Source organism: Xanthobacter autotrophicus, from assembly GCF_005871085.1.
In the GTDB taxonomy this organism is placed as follows: Bacteria; Pseudomonadota; Alphaproteobacteria; order Rhizobiales; family Xanthobacteraceae; genus Xanthobacter; species Xanthobacter autotrophicus.
In genome coordinates this window covers 91,528-114,038 of sequence record NZ_VAUP01000009.1, presented here as the reverse complement: position 1 = coordinate 114,038, position 22,511 = coordinate 91,528, and the positions used below count along the sequence as shown (strand labels likewise).

At 65.8% G+C, this 22,511-nt stretch carries 36 protein-coding genes; all 36 read left to right on the top strand.

Annotated elements, in window-relative coordinates; all coding sequences use genetic code 11:
- On the top strand, nt 1–161 hold a 161-nt coding region (locus FBQ73_RS03590; protein ID WP_449353873.1), incomplete at its 5' end, for an EF-Tu C-terminal domain-related protein.
- A gap of 68 nt (nt 162–229) precedes the next feature.
- Complete coding sequence (gene rpsJ / locus FBQ73_RS03585) at nt 230–538, top strand: 30S ribosomal protein S10 (protein ID WP_012113701.1); 309 nt, start codon at nt 230–232, stop codon at nt 536–538.
- Nucleotides 539–560: 22 nt separating this feature from the next.
- Nucleotides 561–1,286 (top strand): 50S ribosomal protein L3, encoded by a 726-nt coding sequence (gene rplC / locus FBQ73_RS03580; RefSeq protein WP_012113702.1) that lies wholly within the window; start codon nt 561–563, stop codon nt 1,284–1,286.
- The gene (gene rplD, locus FBQ73_RS03575; RefSeq protein ID WP_138398143.1) at nt 1,286–1,906 is read left to right on the top strand and encodes a 50S ribosomal protein L4; all 621 of its coding nucleotides are present in this window, start codon (nt 1,286–1,288) and stop codon (nt 1,904–1,906) included. The genes rplC and rplD overlap by 1 nt, the downstream gene beginning before the upstream one ends.
- Entirely contained in the window at nt 1,903–2,211 is a 309-nt protein-coding gene (locus FBQ73_RS03570; protein ID WP_138398142.1) for a 50S ribosomal protein L23, read from the top strand. Before rplD ends, FBQ73_RS03570 begins: the two co-directional genes overlap by 4 nt.
- Nucleotides 2,212–2,236: 25 nt before the next feature.
- A complete protein-coding gene (gene rplB / locus FBQ73_RS03565) occupies nt 2,237–3,070 on the top strand; it encodes a 50S ribosomal protein L2 (protein ID WP_012113705.1) in 834 nt (277 codons plus the stop codon).
- 11 nt (nt 3,071–3,081) lie between these two features.
- Complete coding sequence (rpsS, locus tag FBQ73_RS03560; RefSeq protein WP_012113706.1) at nt 3,082–3,360, top strand: 30S ribosomal protein S19; 279 nt, start codon at nt 3,082–3,084, stop codon at nt 3,358–3,360.
- 6 nt (nt 3,361–3,366) lie between these two features.
- Nucleotides 3,367–3,747 carry a 50S ribosomal protein L22 gene (gene rplV / locus FBQ73_RS03555; protein WP_012113707.1) on the top strand — a complete coding sequence of 127 codons (381 nt, stop codon included), beginning with the start codon at nt 3,367–3,369 and terminating at the stop codon, nt 3,745–3,747.
- The gene (rpsC, locus tag FBQ73_RS03550) at nt 3,747–4,505 is read left to right on the top strand and encodes a 30S ribosomal protein S3 (protein WP_138398141.1); all 759 of its coding nucleotides are present in this window, start codon (nt 3,747–3,749) and stop codon (nt 4,503–4,505) included. The genes rplV and rpsC overlap by 1 nt, the downstream gene beginning before the upstream one ends.
- Before the next feature lie 29 nt (nt 4,506–4,534).
- Nucleotides 4,535–4,948 carry a 50S ribosomal protein L16 gene (rplP, locus tag FBQ73_RS03545; RefSeq protein ID WP_012113709.1) on the top strand — a complete coding sequence of 138 codons (414 nt, stop codon included), beginning with the start codon at nt 4,535–4,537 and terminating at the stop codon, nt 4,946–4,948.
- Nucleotides 4,949–4,958: 10 nt separating this feature from the next.
- A complete protein-coding gene (gene rpmC, locus FBQ73_RS03540) occupies nt 4,959–5,171 on the top strand; it encodes a 50S ribosomal protein L29 (protein ID WP_138398140.1) in 213 nt (70 codons plus the stop codon).
- 7 nt (nt 5,172–5,178) lie between these two features.
- Nucleotides 5,179–5,427, top strand: a complete 249-nt coding sequence (rpsQ, locus tag FBQ73_RS03535; protein WP_138398139.1) for a 30S ribosomal protein S17 — start codon at nt 5,179–5,181, stop codon at nt 5,425–5,427.
- 187 nt (nt 5,428–5,614) lie between these two features.
- Complete coding sequence (gene rplN / locus FBQ73_RS03530) at nt 5,615–5,983, top strand: 50S ribosomal protein L14 (RefSeq protein WP_138398138.1); 369 nt, start codon at nt 5,615–5,617, stop codon at nt 5,981–5,983.
- Nucleotides 5,983–6,300, top strand: a complete 318-nt coding sequence (gene rplX / locus FBQ73_RS03525) for a 50S ribosomal protein L24 (RefSeq protein WP_012116758.1) — start codon at nt 5,983–5,985, stop codon at nt 6,298–6,300. The genes rplN and rplX overlap by 1 nt, the downstream gene beginning before the upstream one ends.
- Nucleotides 6,293–6,850 carry a 50S ribosomal protein L5 gene (gene rplE / locus FBQ73_RS03520; protein WP_012116757.1) on the top strand — a complete coding sequence of 186 codons (558 nt, stop codon included), beginning with the start codon at nt 6,293–6,295 and terminating at the stop codon, nt 6,848–6,850. The genes rplX and rplE overlap by 8 nt, the downstream gene beginning before the upstream one ends.
- Before the next feature lie 140 nt (nt 6,851–6,990).
- Nucleotides 6,991–7,296: a 30S ribosomal protein S14 gene (rpsN, locus tag FBQ73_RS03515; protein WP_012116756.1), complete on the top strand. Its 306-nt coding sequence runs from the start codon at nt 6,991–6,993 to the stop codon at nt 7,294–7,296.
- A 10-nt stretch (nt 7,297–7,306) separates the two neighbouring features.
- A complete protein-coding gene (gene rpsH / locus FBQ73_RS03510) occupies nt 7,307–7,705 on the top strand; it encodes a 30S ribosomal protein S8 (protein WP_138398137.1) in 399 nt (132 codons plus the stop codon).
- A 16-nt stretch (nt 7,706–7,721) separates the two neighbouring features.
- Nucleotides 7,722–8,255: a 50S ribosomal protein L6 gene (rplF, locus tag FBQ73_RS03505; RefSeq protein WP_138398136.1), complete on the top strand. Its 534-nt coding sequence runs from the start codon at nt 7,722–7,724 to the stop codon at nt 8,253–8,255.
- 12 nt (nt 8,256–8,267) lie between these two features.
- Nucleotides 8,268–8,630, top strand: coding sequence for a 50S ribosomal protein L18 (gene rplR, locus FBQ73_RS03500; RefSeq protein ID WP_012116753.1), 363 nt, complete (start codon nt 8,268–8,270; stop codon nt 8,628–8,630).
- Between the two features lie 18 nt (nt 8,631–8,648).
- A complete protein-coding gene (gene rpsE, locus FBQ73_RS03495) occupies nt 8,649–9,206 on the top strand; it encodes a 30S ribosomal protein S5 (protein ID WP_012116752.1) in 558 nt (185 codons plus the stop codon).
- A gap of 24 nt (nt 9,207–9,230) precedes the next feature.
- Nucleotides 9,231–9,413, top strand: coding sequence for a 50S ribosomal protein L30 (rpmD, locus tag FBQ73_RS03490; protein WP_012116751.1), 183 nt, complete (start codon nt 9,231–9,233; stop codon nt 9,411–9,413).
- Between the two features lie 10 nt (nt 9,414–9,423).
- Nucleotides 9,424–9,906 carry a 50S ribosomal protein L15 gene (gene rplO / locus FBQ73_RS03485; RefSeq protein ID WP_138398135.1) on the top strand — a complete coding sequence of 161 codons (483 nt, stop codon included), beginning with the start codon at nt 9,424–9,426 and terminating at the stop codon, nt 9,904–9,906.
- 421 nt (nt 9,907–10,327) lie between these two features.
- Nucleotides 10,328–11,662 carry a preprotein translocase subunit SecY gene (gene secY / locus FBQ73_RS03480; RefSeq protein ID WP_138398134.1) on the top strand — a complete coding sequence of 445 codons (1,335 nt, stop codon included), beginning with the start codon at nt 10,328–10,330 and terminating at the stop codon, nt 11,660–11,662.
- A 1-nt stretch (nt 11,663) separates the two neighbouring features.
- Complete coding sequence (locus FBQ73_RS03475) at nt 11,664–12,251, top strand: adenylate kinase (RefSeq protein ID WP_138398133.1); 588 nt, start codon at nt 11,664–11,666, stop codon at nt 12,249–12,251.
- 686 nt (nt 12,252–12,937) lie between these two features.
- Nucleotides 12,938–13,306: a 30S ribosomal protein S13 gene (gene rpsM / locus FBQ73_RS03470; protein ID WP_138398132.1), complete on the top strand. Its 369-nt coding sequence runs from the start codon at nt 12,938–12,940 to the stop codon at nt 13,304–13,306.
- Nucleotides 13,307–13,427: 121 nt separating this feature from the next.
- Nucleotides 13,428–13,817, top strand: a complete 390-nt coding sequence (gene rpsK, locus FBQ73_RS03465; protein ID WP_012116745.1) for a 30S ribosomal protein S11 — start codon at nt 13,428–13,430, stop codon at nt 13,815–13,817.
- 143 nt (nt 13,818–13,960) lie between these two features.
- Nucleotides 13,961–14,977: a DNA-directed RNA polymerase subunit alpha gene (locus FBQ73_RS03460; protein ID WP_012116744.1), complete on the top strand. Its 1,017-nt coding sequence runs from the start codon at nt 13,961–13,963 to the stop codon at nt 14,975–14,977.
- Nucleotides 14,978–15,052: 75 nt separating this feature from the next.
- Nucleotides 15,053–15,475 carry a 50S ribosomal protein L17 gene (gene rplQ / locus FBQ73_RS03455; RefSeq protein WP_138398131.1) on the top strand — a complete coding sequence of 141 codons (423 nt, stop codon included), beginning with the start codon at nt 15,053–15,055 and terminating at the stop codon, nt 15,473–15,475.
- A 100-nt stretch (nt 15,476–15,575) separates the two neighbouring features.
- Nucleotides 15,576–16,568, top strand: a complete 993-nt coding sequence (locus FBQ73_RS03450; protein ID WP_246089545.1) for a radical SAM protein — start codon at nt 15,576–15,578, stop codon at nt 16,566–16,568.
- Between the two features lie 154 nt (nt 16,569–16,722).
- Nucleotides 16,723–18,201 carry a DegQ family serine endoprotease gene (locus FBQ73_RS03445; RefSeq protein WP_246089544.1) on the top strand — a complete coding sequence of 493 codons (1,479 nt, stop codon included), beginning with the start codon at nt 16,723–16,725 and terminating at the stop codon, nt 18,199–18,201.
- A gap of 123 nt (nt 18,202–18,324) precedes the next feature.
- On the top strand, nt 18,325–19,635 hold the full coding sequence (locus FBQ73_RS03440) for a replication-associated recombination protein A (protein WP_210236656.1): 1,311 nt from the start codon (nt 18,325–18,327) through the stop codon (nt 19,633–19,635).
- A 64-nt stretch (nt 19,636–19,699) separates the two neighbouring features.
- Nucleotides 19,700–19,915: a hypothetical protein gene (locus tag FBQ73_RS03435; RefSeq protein WP_138398127.1), complete on the top strand. Its 216-nt coding sequence runs from the start codon at nt 19,700–19,702 to the stop codon at nt 19,913–19,915.
- Nucleotides 19,912–20,190 carry a type II toxin-antitoxin system RelE/ParE family toxin gene (locus FBQ73_RS03430; protein ID WP_138398126.1) on the top strand — a complete coding sequence of 93 codons (279 nt, stop codon included), beginning with the start codon at nt 19,912–19,914 and terminating at the stop codon, nt 20,188–20,190. Before FBQ73_RS03435 ends, FBQ73_RS03430 begins: the two co-directional genes overlap by 4 nt.
- Nucleotides 20,191–20,208: 18 nt before the next feature.
- On the top strand, nt 20,209–20,604 hold the full coding sequence (gene crcB / locus FBQ73_RS03425) for a fluoride efflux transporter CrcB (protein ID WP_138398125.1): 396 nt from the start codon (nt 20,209–20,211) through the stop codon (nt 20,602–20,604).
- Nucleotides 20,605–20,672: 68 nt separating this feature from the next.
- Nucleotides 20,673–21,767: an RluA family pseudouridine synthase gene (locus FBQ73_RS03420; RefSeq protein WP_138398124.1), complete on the top strand. Its 1,095-nt coding sequence runs from the start codon at nt 20,673–20,675 to the stop codon at nt 21,765–21,767.
- Nucleotides 21,764–22,444 (top strand): hypothetical protein, encoded by a 681-nt coding sequence (locus FBQ73_RS03415; protein WP_138398123.1) that lies wholly within the window; start codon nt 21,764–21,766, stop codon nt 22,442–22,444. Before FBQ73_RS03420 ends, FBQ73_RS03415 begins: the two co-directional genes overlap by 4 nt.
- Nucleotides 22,445–22,511: the final 67 nt, after the last annotated feature.

Below are 22,511 nucleotides of genomic sequence, written 5' to 3'. Positions count from 1 at the left end.
GCACGCTGCCGGAAGGCACCGAGATGGTGATGCCGGGCGACAACGTGTCCATGGACGTGGCGCTGATCGTTCCCATCGCCATGGAAGAAAAGCTGCGCTTCGCCATCCGCGAGGGTGGCCGCACGGTGGGCGCCGGCGTCGTCGCCTCCATCATCGAGTGATCTGACAAGAAGAAACGGGGACGCGCCGCGGAACGCGCGCGTCCTTCATTCCCCGGAGCCTTTGAGCCATGAACGGCCAGAACATTCGAATTCGCCTGAAGGCGTTCGATCACCGCATCCTCGATGCGTCGACGCGTGAGATCGTCGCCACGGCCAAGCGCACGGGTGCGCAGGTGCGCGGCCCGATTCCGCTGCCGACGCGGATCGAGAAGTTCACCGTCAATCGCTCTCCGCACATCGACAAGAAGTCGCGCGAGCAGTTTGAGATGCGTACTCACAAGCGGTTGCTCGATATCGTCGATCCGACTCCCCAGACCGTGGACGCGCTGATGAAGCTCGACCTCGCCGCTGGCGTCGACGTCGAAATCAAGCTCTGAAGTGAGGCGAGGAGACACGACCATGCGGTCAGGCGTCATCGCCCAGAAGGTCGGCATGACCCGCATCTTCACCGATGCCGGTGAGCACGTGCCGGTCACTGTGCTGAAAGTTGAGAGCTGCCAGGTGGTTGCCCACCGTACGCTCGACAAGAACGGTTATGTTGCGGTCCAGCTTGGTGCTGGTCGGCGCAAGCCCAAGAATGTGACCCGCGCTGAGCGTGGCCACTTCGCGGTCGCCCAGGTTGAGCCCAAGCACAAGCTCGCCGAGTTCCGCGTGCCGGAAGAGGCGCTGATCCCGGTCGGCGCCGAGATCACGGCTGACCACTTCGTCGTGGGCCAGTACGTCGACGTCACCGGCACCACGATCGGCAAGGGCTTTGCCGGCGGCATGAAGCGCCACAATTTCGGTGGTCTTCGCGCCACCCACGGCGTGTCCATCTCGCATCGTTCGATCGGTTCGACCGGCGGCCGTCAGGACCCGGGCAAGACCTTCAAGAACAAGAAGATGCCTGGCCACATGGGTGACGTCACCGTCACCACCCAGAACCTCAAGGTCGTCATGACCGACGTCGAGCGCGGCCTTATCGCCGTCGAAGGCGCCGTTCCCGGCCATGCGGGCGGCTGGATCACCGTGCGCGACGCGGTGAAGAAGAAGCTGCCTGCCGAGGCTCCCAAGCCCGGCGCGTTCAAGCTGAACGGGTCCGAAGCGGCTCCCGCCGCCGAAGCCGTCAATGAGGAGGGCGCGTGATGGAAATCACCGTCAAGACGCTCGACGGCATCGACGCCGGCTCCGTGACCCTGTCGGATGAGATCTTCGGTCTCGAGCCGCGGGCGGACATCCTGCACCGGTGCGTCACCTGGCAGCTTTCGCGCCGCCAGGCCGGCACCCATCGCACCAAGGGCCGTTCGGAAATCAACCGCACGTCCAAGAAGATGTACAAGCAGAAGGGCACCGGCAACGCCCGTCATGGCGCTGCCTCCGCTCCGCAGTTCCGCGGTGGTGGTCGTGCCTTCGGTCCCGTCGTGCGCTCCCATGCCATCGACCTGCCGAAGAAGGTGCGTGCGCTGGCCCTGAAGCATGCCCTGTCGTCGAAGGCCAAGGCCGAGCGGATCATCGTGCTCGACAAGGTCTCCCTTGACGATCCCAAGACGAAGGCGCTCAAGGAGCACTTCGCCAAGCTGGGCCTCGAATCGGTCCTGATCGTGGACGGTGCCCAGGTGGAGCAGAATGTGGCGCTCGCGGCGCGCAACCTGCCCTATGTGGACGTGCTCCCGATCCAGGGCATCAACGTCTATGACATCCTGCGCCGCGATACCCTGGTCCTGACCAAGGCCGCCGTGGACGCGCTGGAGGCGCGCTTCAAATGAGCCCGCAACGCACCATCGAGCCGCGTCATTACGACGTGATCCGCTCTCCCGTCATCACCGAGAAGGCGACGGCGGCGAGTGAGTACAACAAGGTTGTCTTCAACGTCGCCAAGACTGCCACGAAGCCCGCCATCAAGGAGGCCGTGGAAAAGCTCTTCGACGTGAAGGTGAAGAGCGTGAATACGCTGGTCCGTAAGGGCAAGGTGAAGATCTTCAAGGGCCGCAAGGGCGTCCAGAGCGACGTCAAAAAAGCGGTCGTGACCCTCGAAGAGGGCCAGAAGATCGACATCACCACGGGCCTCTGAGAGCTGAGGGGAACGGGACAAGACCATGGCGCTGAAGCATTTCAAGCCGGTCACGCCGAGCCTTCGCCAGCTCGTGATCGTGGACCGCTCCGGCCTCTACAAGGGCAAGCCGGTGAAGACGCTGACCGAGGGCAAGAGCTCCTCGGGCGGCCGCAACAATAACGGCCGCATCACCGTCCGCTTCCGCGGCGGTGGTCACAAGCAGACCTATCGTCTGGTGGATTTCAAGCGCACCAAGCGCGGCGTCCCGGCGGTGGTGGACCGGATCGAGTACGATCCGAACCGCTCGGCCTTCATCGCCCTCATCAAGTATGAGGACGGCGACCTGGCCTACATCCTGGCGCCGCAGCGCCTGGCGGTCGGCGACCAGGTGATCGCCGGCGAGCAGGTGGACGTGAAGCCGGGCAATGCCGGTCCGCTGTCCTCGCTTCCGGTCGGCACCATCGTCCACAACGTGGAGCTGAAGGTGGGGAAGGGCGGCCAGATCGCCCGCTCCGCCGGCACTTACGCGCAGATCGTCGGCCGCGACCAGGGCTATGTGATCGTGCGCCTGAATTCGGGTGAGCAGCGCCTCGTTCTCGGAGCGTGCTACGCCACGGTGGGCGCGGTCTCCAACCCCGACCACATGAACATCTCGCTCGGCAAGGCCGGGCGCAATCGGTGGCTGGGTCGCAAGCCGCATAACCGCGGCGTGACCATGAACCCGGTCGACCATCCGCACGGCGGCGGCGAAGGCCGCACCTCCGGTGGCCGTAACCCGGTCACCCCCTGGGGCTTCCCCACCAAGGGCAAGAAGACCCGCAACAACAAGGCGACGGACAAGTTCATCGTGTCCAGCCGCCACAAGCGGAAGAAGTGAGGGCCTGACACATGACACGGTCTGTTTGGAAGGGCCCGTTCGTCGACGGCTACCTCCTGAAGAAGGCGGAAGCCGCTTCCGGCTCCGGTCGCCGCGACGTTATCAAGATCTGGAGCCGGCGCTCCACCATCCTGCCCCAATTTGTGGGCTTAACCTTCGGCGTCTACAACGGTCACAAGCATGTGCCCGTGAACGTCTCCGAGGAAATGATCGGCCACAAGTTCGGCGAGTTCGCGCCGACCCGTACCTACTACGGACACGCGGCCGACAAGAAGTCGAAGCGGCGGTGATCGGTCATGGGTAAGCAGGCAAAGCCCCGCGCGCTCGCGGACAACGAAGCCAAGGCGGTGCTGCGCAATCTGCGCATCTCCCCCCAGAAGCTCAACCTGGTCGCGGGCCTGATCCGCGGCAAGAAGGTGGCGACGGCCCTCGCCGATCTCGAGTTCTCCCACAAGCGGATCGCCCGCGACGTGCGGAAGTGCCTCGAGAGCGCGATCGCCAACGCCGAGAACAACCACGAGCTCGATGTCGACGACCTGGTCGTCGCCGAGGCGCACGTGGGCAAGGGTCTGGTGATGAAGCGGTTCTCGCCGCGGGCGCGCGGTCGCGCCTCGCGCATCGAGAAGCCCTTCTCCCACATCACCATTGTGGTGCGGGAAGTCGAGGAGCGGGCCTGATGGGTCAGAAGGTCAATCCGATCGGGCTTCGGCTCGGCATCAACCGCACGTGGGACAGCCGCTGGTTCGCCAACAAGGGCGAGTACGGCAAGCTGCTCCATGAAGACATCAAGATCCGCGAGATGCTGTTCAAGCAGCTCAAGCAGGCTGCGGTGTCCAAGGTGGTGATCGAGCGTCCGCACAAGAAGTGCCGCGTGACCATCTACTCCGGTCGTCCCGGTGTGGTCATCGGCAAGAAGGGCGCGGACATCGACAAGCTGCGCAAGAAGGTGTCGGAGATGACCTCCTCGGAGGTCTTCATCAACATCGTCGAGATCCGCAAGCCCGAGATCGACGCCCGTCTGGTCGCCGAATCCATCGCCCAGCAGCTCGAGCGCCGCGTGGCGTTCCGCCGGGCCATGAAGCGCGCGGTGCAGTCGGCCATGCGGCTCGGCGCCGAGGGCATCCGCATCAATTGCTCGGGCCGCCTCGGCGGCGCTGAGATCGCGCGCCTTGAATGGTACCGTGAAGGCCGCGTGCCGCTGCACACCTTGCGTGCGGACGTGGACTACGGCACTGCCACGGCCTTCACCACCTACGGCACCTGCGGTGTCAAGGTGTGGGTCTTCAAGGGCGAGATCCTCGAGCACGATCCCATGGCGCAGGACAAGCGCCAGGCCGAGCAGGAAGCTGGTCCCTCCTCGCGTCCCCAGCGGCGTGAGCGCGGCGACCGTGAGCGTGGCGATCGCGGCGACCGCGATCGCGGCCACCGCGCCTGACGGCTGCCGAGAGAGAAGGCGTTTAAGCCATGCTGCAACCCAAGCGCACCAAGTTCCGCAAGCAGTTCAAGGGACGCATCCACGGCGTCGCCAAGGGCGGCACGGAACTGAACTTCGGCGAGTTCGGCCTCAAGGCCGTCGAGCCGGAGCGTGTCACCGCCCGCCAGATCGAGGCGGCCCGTCGCGCGCTCACCCGTCACATGAAGCGTGCCGGCCGCGTGTGGATCCGCGTGTTCCCGGACGTGCCGGTCTCTGCCAAGCCCACGGAAGTGCGCATGGGCAAGGGCAAGGGCGCTCCCGAATATTGGGCGGCCCGCATCAAGCCCGGCCGCATCATGTTCGAGATCGACGGGGTGAGCGTTGAGACGGCCCGCGAGGCCCTGACCCTCGCGGCGGCCAAGCTGCCCATCAAGACGCGCTTCATCCAGCGCATCGCCGAGTGAGGAGAGGCTCATGAAAGCCGAGGACGTTCGGGCCCTCAGCCCCGATCAGCTCGCCGATGAGCTGCTGAAGCTGAAGAAGGAACAGTTCAACCTGCGCTTCCAGAAGGCGACGGGTCAGCTGGAGAACACCGCGCGGTCCAAGCAGATCCGCCGCGATATCGCGCGGATCAAGACCGTGCAGACTGTCAAGCGTACCGGTGCGCCGGTGCAGAAGGCGAAGTGAGGAAGCGATGCCGAAGCGCGTGCTCCAGGGCGTCGTGGTGAGCGACAAGACTGACAAGACCGTGGTGGTCCGGGTGGAGCGCCGCTTCACTCATCCGCTGCTGAAGAAGACCGTGCGCCGGTCCAAGAAGTATCACGCCCACGACGAGGCCAACGCCTGGTCGGTGGGGGATACGGTGTGGATCGAAGAGCACCGGCCGATCTCCAAGCTCAAGAACTGGATCGTGATCCAGGGCGAAAAGCGCGCCGAGGTCTGATAGAAGATTTTCCGTCCGGATGGATCGTCCGGACGGAGAAGGCTCCGGCGCCGGGTCCGTCGTCTCGATGAGAGCCGAGTGGAGACCGCACCGCGGCAGCACCGTGTTCCGATGAGCGGCCACGGTAAACAAGGGTTGAGGCAATGCCGGCGCGCCGGCGGCGCCGGATGACGAGAACAGGTGCGTCATGATCCAGATGCAGACCAATCTCGACGTGGCGGACAATTCCGGTGCGCGTCGCGTCATGTGCATCAAGGTACTTGGCGGTTCCAAGCGGAAGTATGCCCATGTGGGCGACATCATCGTGGTGTCGGTCAAGGAAGCTATTCCGCGCGGCCGCGTGAAGAAGGGCGACGTGATGAAGGCCGTGGTGGTTCGCACCGCCAAGGACATCCGTCGCGTCGACGGCTCCGTGATCCGCTTCGACCGCAACGCGGCCGTGCTGATCAACAACAACAAGGAGCCGGTGGGCACTCGTATCTTCGGACCGGTTCCGCGCGAGCTGCGCTCGAAGAACCACATGAAGATCATCTCGCTGGCGCCGGAGGTGCTTTGATGGCCGCGAAGATCAAGAAGGGCGACAAGGTCGTCGTCCTCACCGGCCGCGACAAGGGGCGCACCGGCGAGGTAATCCAGGTGATGCCGAAGGAAGAGCGCGCGCTCGTCCGCGGCGTCAATATCGTCAAGCGCCACCAGCGTCAGACGGCGAACCAGGAGGGCGGGATCATCTCCAAGGAGGCTCCCATCCAGCTGTCGAACGTCGCCGTTGCCGACCCCAAGGACGGCAAGCCGACCCGCGTCGGCTTCCAGGTGCTGGAAGACGGGACCAAGGTCCGCGTGGCCAAGCGTTCCGGGGAGAGGATCGATGGCTGAGGCGACTTACACCCCGAAGCTGCGCACCTTCTATGATGAAGTGGTGCGGCCGAAGATGATCGAGCAGTTCGGCTACAAGAACCCCATGGAAGTGCCGACGATCGACAAGATCGTCATCAACATGGGCGTTGGCGAGGCCACTGCCGATACCAAGAAGGTGACGACCGCCGCCGCCGACCTGGCGCAGATCGCCGGCCAGAAGCCGGTGATCACCCGGGCCCGCAAGGCGATCTCGAACTTCAAGCTGCGCGAGAACCAGCCGGTCGGCGCGAAGGTCACCCTTCGCAAGGCGCGCATGTACGAGTTCATGGACCGGCTCGTCAGCATCGCGCTGCCGCGCGTGCGGGACTTCCGCGGCCTGAACCCGAAGAGCTTCGATGGCCGTGGCAACTATGCCATGGGCGTCAAGGAGCACATCGTGTTCCCCGAGATCAACTACGACCGCGTCGAGCAGATCTGGGGCATGGACATCATCGTGTGCACCACCGCGAAGACGGACGAGGAAGCCCGCGCCCTTCTGAAGGCGTTTAATTTCCCTTTCCGTCAGTGAGCGTCTAGAAGGGGCGCTTCGCGCGAGCGGGGCGCCCGGCCTTTCCGCCCAGGCGGTGAGGTGAAGCGACTAGTGACAGCGTGATTTTCCGGCCGTGAGGAGCTTCGAGCTGCCTCAGACGCGGAGAACAGGAGCAAAAGATGGCGAAGAAGAGCGCGATCGAGACGAACGAGCGCCGCCGCAAGCTGGCCACCGGCCATGCGGCGAAGCGCGCGCGTCTGAAGGCGATCGTGAATGACAAGACGCTGCCGATCGAGGAGCGCTTCCAGGCGACCCTCAAGCTGGCGGAGATGCCGCGCAATGGCGCGAAGATTCGTATCCGCAACCGCTGTGAGGTGACGGGCCGTCCGCGCGCCTTCTACCGCAAGCTCAAGATGAGCCGTATCGCACTGCGCGAGCTGGGTAACCAGGGCATGGTTCCTGGCCTCGTGAAGTCGAGCTGGTGAGGAGGGAACGATGGCTGTAACTGATCCCATCGGCGATCTGATCACCCGCATCCGCAACGCCCAGATGCGCCGCAAGGACAAGACTTCCACGCCGGGCTCCCGCCTGCGTGCGAGCGTCCTCGAAGTGCTGCGCACCGAAGGCTATATCCGCGGCTACACCGCGACGGATCACGGCAACGGTCGCACCGAGTTCGAGATCGAGCTCAAGTATTTCGACGGCGTTCCGGTGATCCGCGAGATCGCCCGCGTGTCGAAGCCCGGCCGCCGCGTGTACGCGTCGGTTAAGAATCTGCCCCGAGTTGCCAATGGTCTCGGCATCGCGGTCGTCTCCACGCCCCAGGGCGTGATGGCGGACCACGAAGCCCGCGACAAGAACGTTGGCGGCGAAGTGCTCTGCACCGTGTTCTGAGGCGACGGAGGAAGACATGTCGAAGATCGGCAAGCTGCCCGTCGCCATCCCCGCTGGCGTGACCGCCAGCCTGGACGGACAGACGGTGAAGGTAAAGGGCCCCAAGGGTGCCCTCGAAGTGACGCTCGTGGAAGAGATCGAAGCCGCCATCGAGGGCTCCGAGCTCAAGGTGTCCATGCGCGGCGAGACCACCCGCCACAAGGCCATGTGGGGCATGTCCCGCACCCTGGTGGCGAACCTGGTCGAAGGCGTGACCAAGGGCTTCGAAAAGAAGCTCGAGATCACCGGCGTCGGCTACAAGGCCGCTGTGCAGGGCAAGAACCTGAACCTGGCGCTGGGCTACAGCCACGACGTGATCTACGCGATCCCGGAAGGGATCCAGATCGTCACGCCGAAGCCCACCGAAGTGGTCATCTCCGGCATCGACCGCCAGAAGGTGGGTCAGGTGGCGGCTGAGATCCGAGAGTTCCGCGGCCCCGAGCCCTACAAGGGCAAGGGTGTCAAGTACGCCGGTGAATTCATCTTCCGCAAGGAAGGTAAGAAGAAGTAACGGAGGCGAACCATGGCTAAGGATTTGGAGGCGCTGGCGCGCCGCAAGGCCAAGGTGCGCCGTGCGATTCGCGTCGCTGCGAACGGACGTCCGCGCCTTTCGGTGCACCGGACCTCGCAGCACATTTATGCGCAGGTCATCGATGATGCGAACGGCGAGACCCTCGCCGCCGCGTCCAGCCTTGAGAAGGATCTGCGCACGTCGCTGAAGACGGGTGCGGATACCGACGCGGCAAAGACCATCGGCAAGCTTGTGGCCGAGCGGGCCCTGGCAAAGGGCGTGACTGCGGTCGTCTTCGACCGTGGCGCATACATCTTTCATGGGCGCGTCAAGGCGCTCGCTGAGGGCGCCCGCGAAGGCGGCCTTCAGTTCTGACGCGAAGGACACGCGAATATGGCCCGTGAACGGGAACAGCGCCACGAGCGCGAAGATCGCGACAACACGTTTGTGGACAAGCTTGTCCACATTAACCGTGTCGCGAAGGTGGTGAAGGGCGGCCGTCGGTTCGGTTTCGCCGCCCTGGTGGTGGTGGGTGACCAGAAGGGCCGCGTCGGCTTCGGCCATGGCAAGGCCCGCGAAGTGCCCGAGGCCATCCGCAAGGCCACGGAGAGCGCCAAGCGTGCGCTCATCCGCGTGCCGCTGCGTGAGGGCCGGACCCTGCACCACGACGTGCATGGTCACCACGGCGCCGGCAAGGTGATCCTGCGTGCCGCTCCGGCGGGTACCGGCATCATCGCCGGCGGCCCGATGCGCGCGGTGTTCGAGACCCTCGGCATGCACGATGTGGTGGCGAAGTCCTTCGGGTCTTCCAACCCCTACAACATGGTGCGCGCCACGTTCGACGCCCTCAAGAACCAGGACAGCCCGCGCTCGGTCGCGGCCCGTCGCGGTATCAAGGTGTCGCAGCTCCAGTCCCGCCGCCGCGTCGAAGACGCGGAAGCGACGGACTGAGCGTCGGATTAGGAGCGCGCCATCATGAGCGACAAGACAGTCACCGTGGAGCAGATCGGCTCGCCGATCCGCCGCCCGTTCGACCAGGAAGCAACCCTGGTCGGGCTTGGGCTGAACAAGCGGCATCGCCGCTCCACCCTCAAGGATACCCCGGCCGTGCGCGGCATGATCGCGAAGGTCGCCCACCTCGTCCGCGTGGTCGAGTGAGGAGCGGGACATGAATCTCGACGAAATCAGGGACAACCCCGGCGCTCGCAAGAAGCGCATGCGGGTGGGCCGGGGCATCGGCTCCGGCAAGGGCAAGACCGCGGGTCGCGGCGTGAAGGGCCAGAAGGCCCGGACCGGCGTGGCCATCAAGGGGTTCGAGGGTGGCCAGATGCCGCTGCATCGGCGTCTGCCGAAGCGTGGCTTCCACAACATCTTCCGCCTCGACTACAACGAGGTCTCCTTGGGCAAGATCCAGGCGGCCGTTGAGGCCGGCAAGCTCGATGCCGGCCAGCCGGTCACCGAGGCGGCGCTGGTCGCGGCTGGCGTGCTGCGCCGGGCCAAGGACGGCGTCCGCGTGCTCGGCACCGGTGAACTTTCCGCCAAGGTGACGCTGGAAGTGGCCTATGCCACCAAGTCCGCTGTCGCCGCCGTGGAGAAGGCCGGTGGGTCCGTGACGGTTCTGGCGGCTGCTGCCGTCGCCGAGGCGGAGTGATCCGGGAGCGGTCGGGTGATCCGGCTGCTTCGGTTTGAACAAGCGGCCGGGCGCGCCCGGCCGTTTTTTCGCATGGGGATCCGGGTGCGTCGTCTCGCCTCAGTCCTCGCGCGATCTCGCGTTTCGGGACGGATTGGCGTGCAGGTTGTCTCAACCTGACGATCCGGCTCTAGCAACCCGGCCCAAGGCCGGGTATCTGCATTTCCGGGCGATGCTCCGGTGCCGCCGGATGCGGGAAGGATTTTCGACCCGGAGCGGGTGGGCGCAGAGGCGTCCTGGCTCGGCCGCGGTTGAGGTCCCGAACCATCGGCAAGAAAACGCCTGTCGATCCGCGTTGATCGGATCCGCGCACTAGGCACCCGCGAATCGCGCCCTCATATAAGGGCTGCCCCAAACCGGGCGGCGTCCAGCGGAGCAAGGCATGGTCTCGGCGGCGGAACAACTCGCGGCGAACCTCAATTTCGGAGCCCTCGGCAAGGCCGAGGAGCTCAAGAAGCGTATCTGGTTCACGCTCGGCGCGCTTATCGTCTATCGGCTGGGCACTTATATCCCCATGCCCGGAATCAATCCGGATGCGCTGGCTGACGTGTTCAAGAACGCGCAGCAGGGGATCATCGGGCTCTTCAACATGTTCTCGGGCGGCGCCGTGGAGCGCATGGCCATCTTCGCCCTGAACATCATGCCGTACATCTCGGCCTCCATCATCATCCAGCTGCTCACCAGCGTCTCGCCGACGCTGGAAGCGCTGAAGAAGGAGGGCGAGGCCGGCCGCAAGCAGCTTAACCAGTATACCCGTTACCTCACCGTGGTGCTGGCCGTGTTCCAGGCCTACGGCATCTCGGTGGGTCTGGAAGGCTCGGGCAGCGTGGTGGCCGATCCCGGCTGGTTCTTCCGAATCACCACCGTGATCACCCTCACCGGCGGCACCATGTTCCTCATGTGGCTGGGCGAGCAGATCACCTCGCGGGGCATCGGCAACGGTACTTCGCTGATCATCTTCGGCGGTATCGTAGCGGAATTGCCGGGTGCGTTCGTGCGTACCCTGCAGCTCGGCCGTGAAGGCGCCATCTCCACCGTAGTGATTCTCGCCGCGCTGCTGATGGCGGTGGTGGTCATCGCCTTCATCGTGTTCATGGAACGGGCCCAGCGCCGGCTGCTGATCCAGTATCCCAAGCGCCAGGTGGGCAACCGCATCTATGAGGGGCAATCCTCGCACCTGCCGCTGAAGCTCAACACTTCGGGCGTCATCCCGCCGATCTTCGCCTCGTCCCTGCTGCTGATCCCGACCACGATCGCCAGCTTCATGCAGGGCTCGGGTCCGGAATGGCTGCAGACCATCACCACCCACATCGGGCACGGCCGGCCGGCTTACATGGTGCTCTATGTGCTGCTGATCGTGTTTTTCTGCTTCTTCTACACCGCGATCGTGTTCAATCCGGTGGAGACGGCGGACAATCTGAAGAAGCACGGCGGCTTCATTCCCGGCATTCGTCCCGGCGAACGGACCGCCGAGTACATCGATTATGTGCTCACGCGCATCACGGTGGTGGGGGCGGCCTACATTGCGGCGGTTTGCCTCTTCCCCGAACTGCTGATTTCCTACGCCTCGCTTCCGTTCTATTTCGGAGGGACATCGCTGCTGATCGTGGTCAGTGTGACCATGGATACGGTGTCCCAGATCCAGGGGCATCTGTTGGCCCACCAGTACGAAGGTCTGGTCAAGAAGGCCAAGCTGCGCGGAGGGAGGAGAAGATAATATGAGGCTGGTGCTGCTCGGGCCGCCCGGAGCGGGCAAGGGAACCCAGGCACAACGGCTGGTCACCCGTCATGGGATCGTCCAGCTCTCCACCGGCGACATGTTGCGCGCCGCCGTGGCCGCCGGTACGCCGGTGGGCCTGAAGGCGAAGGCGGTCATGGATGCTGGCGGCCTCGTCTCTGACGAGATCGTGATCGGCATCATTGCCGAGCGCCTCGATTCGCCGGATGCGAAGAACGGCTTCATTCTTGATGGCTTCCCGCGCACGGTTGCGCAGGCCGAGGCCCTCGACCAGCTCCTCACCAGCAAGGGCCTCAAGCTCGACGCGGTGATCGAGCTGGTGGTGGACCAGGAGAAGCTGGTGAACCGCATCCTCAACCGCGCCGCCGAAGCCCACGCCAAGGGTGAACCGGTGCGCAAGGATGACGATCCGGTGGTCTTCAAGACACGGCTCGAAGCCTATAACCGCGATACGGCCGTCGTGGCCCCCTACTACAAGGTGCGCGGCCAGCTGAAGCAGATCGACGGCATGGCGCCCATCGATCAGGTCACCGCCGCCATCGACGGGGTGCTCGCTGAAGCAGCATGATGCCATGGAGGATCTTTGCCGCGCGATCGGCGAGATCCTTCTGGATCACTGGGAGCCCATCGGGGTCGCGGGGAAGCCGCGGCTCGCGATGAGTCTGAAAGCTACATCCCGGTCATTGACGGGCCGGTAGCCGCACAATCCGAGGCAGACGTTCTGGCCGCCGCCTTCTGCAACTCGAACAGGTCGACTTGCAGGTGGGCCTTGGCAATGGCGCGGCGCGTGCTCAGGGTGTCGCCGTCAAGCTCTTTCGTGTGGTGGCCCGTTGACGGGCTGGGTCATGTTCTGGTGCGACTTCTCCGGGCGCCTTGGTCGGTGGCACGCCGTACGCTGAACGAGGGTAGGGTCGGGCGCGAGGCGACCGATTCGCGGGCCCCGTCTCCAGATGCCACGGGCTTCGTCGGCAACCCCTTTTCGGGCGCTCAAGGGCAGGGCACAAGGCGTCGTCAGCAAGATCCGGGCCGTGGATTGGCCTGCCGCTCTTGACGGTTTCTTAAAACTCGGCTATGGGCACTCCCTCGCTTCGGAATTGGTGCCGTTCGGTCCGCCCGAAAGGGTTCGGGCAGGGCGGCTGCTTTGTCGTATCTGAGGCGTTTCCTTTTCCCCCGCAAGGGCCGGCCTCCACCGGACGCGGGGATCATCCCGCCGGCGCGGGCCGCATGGCCTGCCGGCGTTACATGGAGAGAGCAGTGGCTCGTATCGCAGGCGTCAATATTCCGACCAACAAGCGCGTGGTCATCGCGCTCCAGTACATCCACGGCATCGGTTCCAAGAAGGCCGAAGAAATCGTGGAGAAGGTGGGCATTCCGGCCGAGCGCCGCGTGAACCAGCTCACCGACCAGGAAGTGCTGCAGATCCGCGAGACCATCGACCGCGATTACATCGTGGAAGGCGACCTGCGCCGCGAAGTGGCGATGAACATCAAGCGGCTGATGGACCTCGGCTGCTACCGCGGCCTGCGCCATCGTCGCGGCCTGCCGGTGCGTGGTCAGCGGACCCACACCAATGCCCGCACCCGCAAGGGTCCGGCCAAGCCCATCGCTGGCAAGAAGAAGTGATCGGTCGCAAGACCCTTTGAAAGGAGAGGCCGGCCTTGCCGGCCTCGTCCGTTGTCCGGCCCCCGCAAGGGCCATCCCGAGCGCCTGGAGCTACGGGCGCGCCTGAAGGATCGAAAGTAGAATGGCCAAGGAAGCTACCCGCGTTAAGCGCCGCGAGCGCAAGAACATTGCCTCGGGCGTGGCGCATGTGAACGCCTCGTTCAACAACACCATGATCACCATCACCGACGCCCAGGGCAACACCATCTCCTGGTCCTCGGCCGGCGCCATGGGGTTCAAGGGTTCGCGCAAGTCCACCCCGTACGCCGCGCAGGTGGCGGCCGAGGACGCGGCCCGCAAGGCCGCCGAGCACGGCATGCGCACCCTCGAGGTGGAAGTCTCCGGCCCCGGTTCGGGACGTGAGTCCGCCCTGCGCGCGCTGCAGGCGGCGGGTTTCCTCGTCACCTCCATCCGCGACGTGACGCCGATCCCGCACAACGGCTGCCGTCCGCGCAAGCGCCGCCGCGTCTGATCCGCTCTTCGGTTCGCCGCGGGGCTCATGCCCTGCGGATCGTCTGCCCGGTTTCTCCTCCCCGATCGGGACGGGCCCGGCCTCCGGTTGAGGCATAGACCCCGGCAGCTGCCGTGGCCCGGCGAGAAAGCAAGGTGAAGCAAGTGATTCAGAAGAACTGGCAAGAGCTGATCAAGCCCGAGAAGCTGCAGGTCAATCCCGGCCACGATCCCAAGCGCTTCGCGACTGTGATCGCCGAGCCGCTGGAGCGCGGCTTCGGTATGACGCTGGGCAATGCCCTGCGCCGCATCCTGCTGTCGTCGCTTCAGGGCGCGGCCGTGACGTCGATTCACATCGACGGCGTGCTGCACGAGTTCTCGTCCATTCCCGGCGTGCGCGAAGATGTCACCGACATCATCCTCAACGTCAAGGATGTGGCCATCCGCATGCAGGGCGATGGCCCCAAGCGCATGGTGGCCAAGAAGACCGGCCCGGGCGTGCTCCTGGCCGGCGACATCCAGACCGTGGGCGATGTGGCCATCCTCAACCCGAACCTGCCCATCTGCACCCTCGACGAGGGCGCGGAGCTGCGGATCGAGTTCACGGTGGACACCGGCAAGGGCTATGTCGCCGCCGACCGCAACCGGCCCGAGGACGCGCCGATCGGCCTGATCCCGATCGACAGCCTCTATTCGCCGGTGCGCAAGGTCTCCTACAAGGTCGAGAACACCCGTGAGGGCCAGATCCTCGACTATGACAAGCTGACGCTCCAGATCGAGACCAACGGCTCGATCACGGCCGAGGACGCGCTCGCCTATGCGGCCCGCATCCTGCAGGACCAGCTGGAGATCTTCGTCAACTTCGAGGAGCCCAAGCGCGAGAGCGAGACCACCGCCATCCAGACGCTGCCGTTCTCCCCGGCGCTGCTGAAGAAGGTGGACGAGCTGGAGCTGTCCGTGCGCTCGGCCAACTGCCTGAAGAACGACAACATCGTCTACATCGGCGACCTGATCCAGAAGAGCGAGACGGAGATGCTCCGCACGCCCAACTTCGGTCGCAAGTCGCTCAACGAGATCAAGGAAGTGCTCGCCTCCCTCGGCCTGCATCTGGGCATGGAAGTGCCCGGCTGGCCGCCGGAGAATATCGAAGAGCTGGCGAAGCGCTTCGAAGAACACTACTGATCTGAACCTAAAGCGGCCCGAGCCGCGCCACCGATCGCCGGCTCGTCCGTCGCCATATTTCAGGAGTTCGCCGTCATGCGTCACGGCAAGGTACATCGCAAGTTCAACCGCACCTGGGAGCATCGCAAGGCGATGTTCTCCAACCTCGCGGGCGCCCTCATCACCCACGAGCAGATCGTGACCACCCTGCCCAAGGCGAAGGATCTTCGCCCGGTGGTGGAGAAGCTGGTGACCCTCGCCCGCCGCGGCGATCTCCACGCCCGCCGCCAGGCGATCGCGGAGCTGAAGGACGTCACCATCGTCAAGAAGCTCTTCGACGTGCTGGCGCCCCGCTACAAGGAGCGTCCGGGTGGATACACCCGCATCGTCAAGGCCGGTTTCCGCTACGGCGACAACACGGCCATGGCGGTCATCGAGTTCGTGGATCGTGACGTGAACGCCAAGGGCGCCGCGGATCACGCCCGCACCGCTGCTGCGGCGGAAGCCGAGGCGGCCTGAGCATAGACGACCCATCCGGCGTGGCGCTTCAGGTTCCGCGCCGGATGTGATGCCATGGGACGCCCCATGGATCGTCTCTCGCGCTCCGGAGCTGCCGATCGTGCGCTACGATATCGAGGCGGATTGGCAGCTTCTCAACACCTGTAATTACAGGTGCGACTATTGTTTCTTCCCCGGCGAGGTCCTGGGGGAGAAGACGGTGCGGTACGGCACCCCGGATGAATGGGCGGATGCCTTCTCCGCCACCGGGCAGACCTTCCTGCTACACCTCACCGGCGGCGAGCCCTCGGCCTATCCCGATTTCGTGGATCTGTGCGCCGCGCTCACCCGGCATCATTTCATCTCCCTCAACAGCAACCTGACTCAGGCCTCGCTTGGTGATTTCGCGCGGAGCATCGATCCCGCGCGCGTCAGCGTGATCAACGCGGGTCTCCATCCCGACGAGCGCACGCGTCGGCGGGGGCTGGAGATCTTCAACCGCAATCTGGCGCTGCTGCACGAGGCGGGGTTTTCCATTTTTGTCTCTGTGGTTGCGACCCCGCAGGTGCTGGAGGCGGCTGACGAGGTCGCGCGCCAGGTGGCGGTGCCGGGGGTGGTGCCCGTGCCCAAGCTGCTGCGTGGCAGCTATCACGGCCGGCAGTATCCTGACGCCTATGATGCGGCGGAGCGTGATGCCTTCCGGGCCATGAGCTGCCGGGCCAGGACGGCCTATGCCGACTGGCGCGCGGCGCGGTCCGAGCCGCCGACCATCGATCCGTTCGCCGATGACGACTTTCTCACCGGCACGCCGACCTTCGCGGACAGGACCTGCGCGGCCGGAAGCCGCTTCGTGCGCATCGAGCCGCAGGGGGATGTGTTCCGCTGCGGGTCGGACACCGCGCCTCAGGGCAACATCCTGACGCGGACTTTTGCGCCGCTTGGCGGGCCGAGCCCCTGCAATTCAGAGTACTGCTTTTATTTCTGCCGCAAATACACCGACCAGAAGTACACCGGCCCGACGTTCACCACACCGCTCCCGGCAACCCCGTCCTTGGTTCCGCCGTATTTGGTTAAGCGAGTAGGCACCGCCCTGCATCGCGTTCTGAGGCGGTGACGGGCAGGTTCCGGGAGGTGCGACCCCCGGATGGCACGGCGGTCCGATCAGGATGGTCGCAGGCCCGGGGCGTCAGATCCATTGGCTGCCTCGGGGTCGGTTCAAGCTGGGCGGGTTCGGCTCTGCATCGCAGGTTCACGACATGAAAAGACAGATGGCATTCGCGCTCCTCCTGCTCGGCTCCGGCGCCCTAGCGTCGGCCGCCATGGCCGCTGGCGCGGGGCAGGGCGAAGCGCCCGCGCGCGCCGCCGGTGCCCCCTTGCGGGTCGAGGCGCAGGCGCAGATCCAGCCGCAGGTGCCGGCATCCGCCTCGGAGGTTAAGCTCTCGTTCGCACCCATCGTGGCGCGCACCGCGCCGGCGGTGGTCAATGTCTATGCCCAGAAGACCGCCCAGCAGCGGGCCAATCCCATTTTCGACGACCCCTTTTTCCGCCGTTTCTTCGGCGGGCAGGGTGGTCCCGGCCTGCGTGCGCCGGAGCGGGTACAGCGCTCGCTCGGGTCAGGGGTGATCGTGGATCCCTCCGGCATCGTCGTCACCAATTTCCACGTCATCGAGGGGGCGGACGAGATCCGCATCGCCCTCAACGACCGGCGCGAATACGAGGCCGAGGTGCTGCTGCGCGACCAGCGCACCGACCTTGCCGTGCTGCGCATCAAGACCGACACGAAGGAAACCTTCGCCTCCATCGCGCTCGGCAATTCGGACGAACTGGCCGTGGGCGACCTGGCGCTGGCCATCGGCGATCCCTTCGGTGTCGGCCAGACGGTGACGCAGGGCATCATCTCCGCATTGGCGCGGACTCAGGTGGGGATCTCCGACTACCAGTTCTTCATCCAGACCGATGCGGCCATCAATCCCGGCAATTCCGGCGGTGCGCTGGTGGACATGGCGGGGCGGCTGGTGGGCATCAACAGCGCCATCTATTCGCGCTCGGGCGGCTCCATCGGCATCGGGTTCGCCATTCCCGTCAATATGGTGCGGGTGGTGGTGGAGCAGGCCAAGGGCGGCTCCAAGTCGGTGCGTCGGCCGTGGCTCGGGGCGAAGCTTCAGCGGGTGACGCCGGACATCGCTGAAAGCCTCGGCCTGCCGCGCCCCACCGGCGTGCTGGTGCAGGGCGTGGTTGCGCAGAGCCCGGCGGCCAAGGCCGACCTCAAGGTGGGCGACCTCATCGTCGCGGTGGAGGGGCAGGCCATCGACGATCCCGAGTCGCTCAACTACCGCTTCGCCACCCGGCCCATCGGCGGCAAGGCGGCGCTGGCCGTCAACCGCGGCGGCAAGGAGGTGAACCTCGTAGTGGTGCTGGAGGGCGCGCCGGAGACGGTGCCGCGCGACGAACTGGTGGTGCGCGCCCGCTCGCCCTTCACCGGCGCCACGGTGGTGAACCTGTCGCCGGCGGTGGCCGAGGAACTGAAGGTGGATGCCAACGCCTCCGGCGTGGTGATCTACGACGTGGACGATAATTCCCCCGCCGCCGCTGCCGGCTTCAAGCCCGGCGACGTGCTGATGGAGGTGAACGGCGAGAAGGTGGCCCGCACCCGCGACCTGGAGCAACTGGTGCGCACGCCTCTGCGGGCGTGGCGGGTAACGGTGGGGCGCGGCGGGCGCACCATCACGGCGTTGCTGCCGGGCTGACAGACCTTTACGCAGGAACTCGCCAGTCGCCGCTCCGGCCAGGCATCGCGGGGATTTTCCCCGGCGTCGGTCCACGGCTGGCGCTGTTGGCATGAAATGCAAGAGAGGACGAGAGAAGCGCCCATGGCCGATCTGTTCGAGGCGGCGGGACTGGGGAGCGACGTGCCGCGCCCGCTCGCCGACCGGCTGAGGCCGGCGCGGCTCTCCGAAGTGGCGGGGCAGGAGCATCTGGTGGGGCCGGACGGTGTGCTGACCCGCATGCTGGAGACACGCTCGCTTGGCTCCCTCATCCTGTGGGGGCCGCCGGGCACCGGCAAGACCACGGTGGCGCGCCTGCTCGCCTCCGCAACCGACCTTCATTTCGAGCAGATCTCGGCCATCTTCTCGGGCGTCGCCGACCTCAAGAAGGTGTTCGAGCAGGCCCGCGCCCGCCGCCAGATGGGCAAGGCGACCCTGCTGTTCGTGGATGAGATCCACCGTTTCAACCGCGCCCAGCAGGACAGTTTCCTGCCGGTGATGGAGGACGGCACCGTCACCCTGGTGGGCGCCACAACGGAGAATCCGTCGTTCGAGCTGAACGCGGCGCTGTTGTCGCGCGCCCGCGTGCTGGTGTTCAAATCGCTGGACCAGGATGCCATCGCCCGCCTGCTGACACGGGCGGAGGAGGTGGAGGGCAAAGCCCTGCCGCTGACCGACGATGCCCGCTTCGCCCTGCTCAACATGGCGGACGGCGACGGGCGAGCTTCGCTTACCCTAGCGGAGGAGGTGTGGCGGGCAGCGCGGCCGGGGGAGGTGTTCGACGTGGCGGCGCTGGCCGACGTGGTGCAGCGGCGGGCGCCCATCTACGACAAGAGTGAGGACGGCCACTACAACCTCATCTCCGCCCTGCACAAGGCGGTGCGCGGCTCCGATCCCGACGCGGCGCTGTATTATTTCGCCCGCATGCTGGATGCTGGAGAGGCACCCTTGTTCCTCGCCCGGCGCATCGTGCGCATGGCGGTGGAGGACATCGGCAATGCCGATCCGCAGGCGCTCGTGGTCTGCAATGCGGCCAAGGACGCCTTCGACTTCCTCGGCTCGCCGGAGGGCGAGCTGGCCCTGGCGCAGGCGCTAGTCTATGTGGCCACGGCGCCCAAGTCGAACGCCGTGTACAAGGCGTTCTCGGCGGCCAAACGGGTGGCGAAGGAGGGCGGCTCCCTGGTGCCGCCCAAGCATATCCTCAATGCCCCCACCAAGCTGATGAAGGGCGAAGGCTACGGCGCCGGCTATCGCTACGACCATGACCAACCGGACGCCTTCTCCGGCCAGAACTATTTCCCCGAGGCCCTCGGCAGGCAGAGCTTCTACCACCCGGTGGAGCGCGGCTTCGAGCGCGAGATCAGGAAGCGCATGGACTATTGGGCGCGCCTGCGGGCCGAGCGCGGGGAACCGTGACGGCGCGCCGCCGATGCGCGGCACGCCGGTCTGGCGTATGCTTGCCGCACACATGGAGCGGGCCATGACCAAGCTGATGCGCGAACTCATCGAGAGGCTCGAAGCCCTGCCCGACGCCGAGCAGGATGCGCTCGCCCGTGAATTCCTCTCGGTGCTCGAAGGGCAGGTCTATGTGCTCACCCCCGAGCAGGAGGAGGAGGTGCGCAAGGCGCTGGAGGACGGCGAGCCCAACGCGAGCCCACAGGAAGTCGATGCCTTCTTCGCGCGCTTCCGCGGATGAGGATCGTTTTCCGCGCGCGGGCCCTGCGGCATCTGCGTGAGATCGAGCACCATATCGACCAAGACAATCCGAAGGCGGCGGCGCGGGTGATCGTCCGGCTCGAATCAGCCATCAACACCCTTGCCGATCATCCCTTTTCCGCCCCTGCCGGGACTGTACGCGGAACACGCCAGCTCACTGTTTCCGGTAGCCGCTACCTTGTGGTCTATCTCGTCGGAGACGATGAAGTCACCATCCTCGCCGTGCTCCATGCCGCGCGGCACATTCGTTCCTGACCCTCGCCCGGACTGGCCATGACCTTCATCCTTCCCCCCGCTCTTGTCGTCTTCCTCGGTGCCGGCCTCGGCGGTGTCGTGCGGCACCTCGTCAACATGACGGTGCCCAAGCTGCTGGGTACCGGATTTCCCTTCGCCACCTTCCTCATCAACGTGTCCGGCAGTTTCCTCATGGGGATCATGGTCGGATATCTGGCGTTCAAGGACGGCGAGTTCTGGAACCAGACCATGCGGCTGTTCCTGACCACCGGTATCCTCGGCGGCTACACCACCTTCTCCACCTTCTCGCTGGATTTCTTCCTGCTCATGGAGCGGGGCGCCTACAGTTCCGCGCTCGCCTATGTGGTCGGCTCGGTGGCGCTCGCCTTCATCGCCGTGTTCGTCGGCATCGCCGTCATGCGCGCGCTGACGTGACGGACGGCGCCGGTTGCTCTATTGCTGCCGTTCCGGTTCCAGGCGCTGTTTAAAGGACATTTTGATCCATGGCCGTCGCGATGAAGACCGTGGCCGAGGACGAGGCTGGCATGCGCCTCGACCGCTGGTTCAAGGTCCATTTTCCTGATCTCTCTTTCGGCCACCTGCAGAAGCTGGTGCGCACCGGGCAGGTGCGCGTGGACGGGGGACGGGTGAAGACCTCGTCCCGCGTCGAGCCCGGCCAGAGCGTGCGCATTCCCCCCCTGGGCGACGAGCCGCAGGACGAACCGGCCGGAAAGCCGGGCGCCGCGGGCAAGGCGTCCGAAGCGGGCCGGGTTTCCGCGGGGGGCGAGGCCTCGGGTACCACAGAGGCGCCGGCAAAGCCGCGGCAGTCCGCCAGCGCCGCCAGGCGCAAGGAGGACGAGGACCGCGCCTTCCTGAAGTCCATCACCCTGTTCGAGGACAAGGACGTAATGGTGCTGAACAAGCCCTATGGCCTTGCCGTCCAGGGCGGCTCGGGCACCTACCGGCATATGGACGGCATCCTGGAGGTGCTGCGCGACAAGGACGGCCAGAAGCCGCGCCTGGTCCACCGCATCGACAAGGACACCTCCGGCTGCCTTCTGGTGGCCAAGACGCGGCTCGCCGCCTCGGTGCTGGCCAAGAGCTTCCGCTCGCGGGAGGCGCGCAAGGTCTATTGGGCGGTGGTGCCCGGCGTGCCCAAGCCCAAGCAGGGGCGCATCTCCACCTATCTCGCCCGCGACGAGGATGAGGAGAAGATGCGCGTCGCCCGCCACGGCGAGGACGAGGCGAGCCACGCCATCACCTATTATGCCGTGGTGGACCAGGCGGCGCAGAAGATGAGCTGGCTGTCGCTGAAGCCGGTGACGGGCCGCACCCACCAACTGCGCGCACATCTCGCCCATATCGGCCACCCCATCGTCGGCGACCCCAAGTATTTCGACATCGAGAACTGGGAGCTGCCGGGCGGCCTGCAGAACCGCCTGCACCTTCTGGCTCGGCGGCTCGTTATTCCCCATCCGCGCGGGCAGGGGCTGATCGACGTCTCGGCGCCGCTCCCCCACCACATGGCGCAATCCTTCGCCGTGCTGGGCTTCGACGCGTCGCAGTACGATCCCATCCTCGAGGCGCCGGAGGGATGAGGCGGCTCCTCGCCGTCGTCGCCGTCCTGCTATTGGCGGGCGGCGGCGTCCGCGCGGAGCCGGCGGGCCTTCTGGCTCTGTACCGGGATCTTCAGACCGCGCAGGTCAACGGCTTCCCGCCTTACGAAATATCGGGCTCGGGCCAGTCGGCCATGGTCTCCGGCAGCATCCTCTACGGCGATCGCGCGAGGCTGGCGCTGACCCTGGATGAAGCGAACTTCTACCTGCGCATCGACGATCGCGGGGACGGGGAGGGCGCCACCCCCTTCGTCACCGAGGTGGCTGTCTGGTTCGACGCCGAGGGTTTCCCGCTGCTTGGCCTCAGTGAACGCGGGCTGAAGTCGGATGTGCCCTTCGCCGGGCGGGTGCGATTCTATTCGCGCCAGTCCGGGCGGTGGAACCTTGTGACTGAAACCGTCCTGCCACCCCTCGACCAGGACCTCTGCCGCACCGAGCCGCAGGAGGTGGACGAAAACACCGCCGCCTGGGAGGGTCTCGGCCGCGTGGTCATCCTCCTGCCGCGACGGGGAACCGATCTGGCCGCATGGTGCGTGGGTTCGAGCCCGCGCGCGGGTAGTGGGATGCTTCTGGCCTGGGACCGGACGCAGGGGCGCTTCCGGAAGGCGGGAGCGCTGAACGGTCCGCCGCCGTGGCCGGACGCTCCGGCAAGGCTTTAGTTCGGGCGCCGCCACGCCTTGGCTGCGGACGGAACGCGAGGGGTTCGACCTTCGTCTAGGGCAAGGG

Bases quoted from the DNA above. Each gene is read 5' to 3' on its own strand.
- rpsJ (WP_012113701.1), top strand. From the start codon at position 230: ATGAACGGCCAGAACATTCGAATTCGCCTGAAGGCGTTCGATCACCGC.
- rplC (WP_012113702.1), top strand. From the start codon at position 561: ATGCGGTCAGGCGTCATCGCCCAGAAGGTCGGCATGACCCGCATCTTC.
- rplD (WP_138398143.1), top strand. From the start codon at position 1,286: ATGGAAATCACCGTCAAGACGCTCGACGGCATCGACGCCGGCTCCGTG.
- FBQ73_RS03570 (WP_138398142.1), top strand. From the start codon at position 1,903: ATGAGCCCGCAACGCACCATCGAGCCGCGTCATTACGACGTGATCCGC.
- rplB (WP_012113705.1), top strand. From the start codon at position 2,237: ATGGCGCTGAAGCATTTCAAGCCGGTCACGCCGAGCCTTCGCCAGCTC.
- rpsS (WP_012113706.1), top strand. From the start codon at position 3,082: ATGACACGGTCTGTTTGGAAGGGCCCGTTCGTCGACGGCTACCTCCTG.
- rplV (WP_012113707.1), top strand. From the start codon at position 3,367: ATGGGTAAGCAGGCAAAGCCCCGCGCGCTCGCGGACAACGAAGCCAAG.
- rpsC (WP_138398141.1), top strand. From the start codon at position 3,747: ATGGGTCAGAAGGTCAATCCGATCGGGCTTCGGCTCGGCATCAACCGC.
- rplP (WP_012113709.1), top strand. From the start codon at position 4,535: ATGCTGCAACCCAAGCGCACCAAGTTCCGCAAGCAGTTCAAGGGACGC.
- rpmC (WP_138398140.1), top strand. From the start codon at position 4,959: ATGAAAGCCGAGGACGTTCGGGCCCTCAGCCCCGATCAGCTCGCCGAT.
- rpsQ (WP_138398139.1), top strand. From the start codon at position 5,179: ATGCCGAAGCGCGTGCTCCAGGGCGTCGTGGTGAGCGACAAGACTGAC.
- rplN (WP_138398138.1), top strand. From the start codon at position 5,615: ATGATCCAGATGCAGACCAATCTCGACGTGGCGGACAATTCCGGTGCG.
- rplX (WP_012116758.1), top strand. From the start codon at position 5,983: ATGGCCGCGAAGATCAAGAAGGGCGACAAGGTCGTCGTCCTCACCGGC.
- rplE (WP_012116757.1), top strand. From the start codon at position 6,293: ATGGCTGAGGCGACTTACACCCCGAAGCTGCGCACCTTCTATGATGAA.
- rpsN (WP_012116756.1), top strand. From the start codon at position 6,991: ATGGCGAAGAAGAGCGCGATCGAGACGAACGAGCGCCGCCGCAAGCTG.
- rpsH (WP_138398137.1), top strand. From the start codon at position 7,307: ATGGCTGTAACTGATCCCATCGGCGATCTGATCACCCGCATCCGCAAC.
- rplF (WP_138398136.1), top strand. From the start codon at position 7,722: ATGTCGAAGATCGGCAAGCTGCCCGTCGCCATCCCCGCTGGCGTGACC.
- rplR (WP_012116753.1), top strand. From the start codon at position 8,268: ATGGCTAAGGATTTGGAGGCGCTGGCGCGCCGCAAGGCCAAGGTGCGC.
- rpsE (WP_012116752.1), top strand. From the start codon at position 8,649: ATGGCCCGTGAACGGGAACAGCGCCACGAGCGCGAAGATCGCGACAAC.
- rpmD (WP_012116751.1), top strand. From the start codon at position 9,231: ATGAGCGACAAGACAGTCACCGTGGAGCAGATCGGCTCGCCGATCCGC.
- rplO (WP_138398135.1), top strand. From the start codon at position 9,424: ATGAATCTCGACGAAATCAGGGACAACCCCGGCGCTCGCAAGAAGCGC.
- secY (WP_138398134.1), top strand. From the start codon at position 10,328: ATGGTCTCGGCGGCGGAACAACTCGCGGCGAACCTCAATTTCGGAGCC.
- FBQ73_RS03475 (WP_138398133.1), top strand. From the start codon at position 11,664: ATGAGGCTGGTGCTGCTCGGGCCGCCCGGAGCGGGCAAGGGAACCCAG.
- rpsK (WP_012116745.1), top strand. From the start codon at position 13,428: ATGGCCAAGGAAGCTACCCGCGTTAAGCGCCGCGAGCGCAAGAACATT.
- rplQ (WP_138398131.1), top strand. From the start codon at position 15,053: ATGCGTCACGGCAAGGTACATCGCAAGTTCAACCGCACCTGGGAGCAT.
- FBQ73_RS03445 (WP_246089544.1), top strand. From the start codon at position 16,723: ATGGCATTCGCGCTCCTCCTGCTCGGCTCCGGCGCCCTAGCGTCGGCC.
- FBQ73_RS03440 (WP_210236656.1), top strand. From the start codon at position 18,325: ATGGCCGATCTGTTCGAGGCGGCGGGACTGGGGAGCGACGTGCCGCGC.
- FBQ73_RS03435 (WP_138398127.1), top strand. From the start codon at position 19,700: ATGACCAAGCTGATGCGCGAACTCATCGAGAGGCTCGAAGCCCTGCCC.
- FBQ73_RS03430 (WP_138398126.1), top strand. From the start codon at position 19,912: ATGAGGATCGTTTTCCGCGCGCGGGCCCTGCGGCATCTGCGTGAGATC.
- crcB (WP_138398125.1), top strand. From the start codon at position 20,209: ATGACCTTCATCCTTCCCCCCGCTCTTGTCGTCTTCCTCGGTGCCGGC.
- FBQ73_RS03420 (WP_138398124.1), top strand. From the start codon at position 20,673: ATGGCCGTCGCGATGAAGACCGTGGCCGAGGACGAGGCTGGCATGCGC.
- FBQ73_RS03415 (WP_138398123.1), top strand. From the start codon at position 21,764: ATGAGGCGGCTCCTCGCCGTCGTCGCCGTCCTGCTATTGGCGGGCGGC.